Raw genomic sequence first — 2962 nt, 5'->3', positions numbered from 1 at the left:
ATGCTAGATCAAGGTATGAAGGGCGTACGGTGGATGCCTTGGCACTAGGAGCCGATGAAGGACGCGACGAACAGCGATATGCTTCGGGGAGCAGTAAGTATGCTTTGATCCGAGGATTTCCGAATGGGGGAACCCACCATCCGTAATGGGATGGGACATGTTACGTGAATACATAGCGTAGCGTGAGGCAGACCCGGGGAACTGAAACATCTAAGTACCCGGAGGAAGAGAAAGCAAATGCGATTCCCTGAGTAGCGGCGAGCGAAACGGGAACAGCCCAAACCGGAGAGCATGCTCTCCGGGGTTGTAGGACACTCTATACGGAGTCAAAAAGGAAGACAGTAGGTGAATGACCTGGAAAGGTCGGCCGAAGAAGGTGACAGCCCTGTAGCTGAAACTGTTTTCCCTCCAGAGTGGATCCTGAGTACGGCGGGACACGTGAAACCCCGTCGGAATCCGGGAGGACCATCTCCCAAGGCTAAATACTCCCTAGTGACCGATAGTGAACCAGTACCGTGAGGGAAAGGTGAAAAGCACCCCGGAAGGGGAGTGAAATAGATCCTGAAACCGTATGCCTACAAGTAGTCAGAGCCCGTTAATGGGTGATGGCGTGCCTTTTGTAGAATGAACCGGCGAGTTACGATAGCGCGCGAGGTTAAGCTGATGAGGCGGAGCCGTAGCGAAAGCGAGTCTGAATAGGGCGCCATAGTGCGTTGTCGTAGACCCGAAACCAGGTGATCTACCCATGTCCAGGATGAAGGTCAGGTAACACTGACTGGAGGTCCGAACCCACGCACGTTGAAAAGTGCGGGGATGAGGTGTGGGTAGCGGTGAAATGCCAATCGAACCTGGAGATAGCTGGTTCTCCCCGAAATAGCTTTAGGGCTAGCCTCGAGGTTGAGAGTTCCGGAGGTAGAGCACTGATTGGACTAGGGGCCCCCACAGGGTTACCGAATTCAGTTAAACTCCGAATGCCGGCAACTTATACTCGGGAGTCAGACTGCGAGTGATAAGATCCGTAGTCAAGAGGGAAACAGCCCAGACCGCCAGCTAAGGTCCCAAAGTGTATGTTAAGTGGAAAAGGATGTGGCGCTGCCTAGACAGCTAGGATGTTGGCTTAGAAGCAGCCACCATTCAAAGAGTGCGTAATAGCTCACTAGTCGAGTGGCGCCGCGCCGAAAATGTAACGGGGCTAAACATACCACCGAAGCTGCGGATTCCGTAAGGAATGGTAGGGGAGCGTTCCAAACCGCTGTGAAGCTGTACCGTAAGGAGTAGTGGAGCGTTTGGAAGTGAGAATGCCGGTGTGAGTAGCGAAAAGAGGGGTGAGAATCCCCTCCGTCGAAAGCCCAAGGTTTCCTGAGGAAGGCTCGTCCGCTCAGGGTTAGTCTGGACCTAAGCCGAGGCCGAAAGGCGTAGGCGATGGATAACAGGTTGATATTCCTGTACCACCGATCCACCGTTTGAACAATGGGGGGACGCAGGAGGATAGTGACGCATGCGGATGGAAGTGCATGTGTAAGTTCCGAGATTGTCTGATTGGCAAATCCGTCAGGCACCAAGATCGAGGAACGACGCGGAGTCCCCTAGGGACGAAGGTCACGATTTCACACTGCCAAGAAAAGCCTCTAGTGAGGTGGAAGGTGCCAGTACCGTAAACCGACACAGGTAGGCGGGATGAGAATTCTAAGACGCGCGGGATAACTCTCGTTAAGGAACTCGGCAAAATGGTCCCGTAACTTCGGGAGAAGGGACGCTCTACATGAGTAGAGCCGCAGTGAATAGGCCCAAACGACTGTTTAGCAAAAACACAGGTCTCTGCTAAATCGCAAGATGACGTATAGGGGCTGACGCCTGCCCGGTGCTGGAAGGTTAAGGGGATGGGTTAGCGCAAGCGAAGCTTTGAACCGAAGCCCCAGTAAACGGCGGCCGTAACTATAACGGTCCTAAGGTAGCGAAATTCCTTGTCGGGTAAGTTCCGACCCGCACGAAAGGCGTAACGATTTGGGCACTGTCTCAACGAGAGACCCGGTGAAATCATAGTACCTGTGAAGATGCAGGTTACCCGCGACAGGACGGAAAGACCCCATGGAGCTTTACTACAGCCTGATATTGAGGCTTTGTGCATGATGTACAGGATAGGCGGGAGACGTCGAGACCGGAGCGCCAGCTTCGGAGGAGTCACCCTTGGGATACCGCCCTTCATGCATAGAGTCTCTAACTCGCAGCCGTAATCCGGCTGGAGGACCGTGTCAGGCGGGTAGTTTGACTGGGGCGGTCGCCTCCTAAACAGTAACGGAGGCGCCCAAAGGTTCCCTCAGAATGGTTGGAAATCATTCGTAGAGCGCAAAGGCAGAAGGGAGCTTGACTGCGAGACCTACAAGTCGAGCAGGGACGAAAGTCGGGCTTAGTGATCCGGTGGTTCCGCATGGAAGGGCCATCGCTCAACGGATAAAAGCTACCCTGGGGATAACAGGCTGATCTCCCCCAAGAGTCCACATCGACGGGGAGGTTTGGCACCTCGATGTCGGCTCATCGCATCCTGGGGCTGGAGTAGGTCCCAAGGGTTGGGCTGTTCGCCCATTAAAGCGGTACGCGAGCTGGGTTCAGAACGTCGTGAGACAGTTCGGTCCCTATCCGTCGTGGGCGCAGGAAATTTGAGGAGAGCTGTCCTTAGTACGAGAGGACCGGGATGGACGCACCGCTGGTGTACCAGTTGTTCCGCCAGGAGCATCGCTGGGTAGCTACGTGCGGACGGGATAAATGCTGAAAGCATCTAAGCATGAAGCCCCCTCCAAGATGAGATTTCCCTTTGAGTAATCAAGAAAGACCCCTCAGAGACGATGAGGTAGATAGGTCACGGGTGGAAGCATGGTGACATGCGGAGCTGAGTGATACTAATCGGTCGAGGCCTTGTTCTAGCAGATGATTGTTGATGACTTCAGTTTTGAGGGCGCGAGCC

Annotated in this window: 1 rRNA gene; it reads left to right on the top strand. The window is 54.3% G+C overall.

Annotated features, from left to right (window positions below):
- Positions 1 to 6 precede the first annotated feature (6 nt).
- A 23S ribosomal RNA gene (locus KNQ04_RS15445) occupies positions 7 to 2921 on the top strand.
- The last annotated feature ends 41 nt before the right edge of the window (positions 2922 to 2962 follow it).

This window comes from Exiguobacterium sp. s193 (genome assembly GCF_018618755.1).
Classification (GTDB): domain Bacteria; phylum Bacillota; class Bacilli; order Exiguobacteriales; family Exiguobacteriaceae; genus Exiguobacterium_A.
This window is presented reverse-complemented; position numbering and strand designations above follow the sequence as displayed.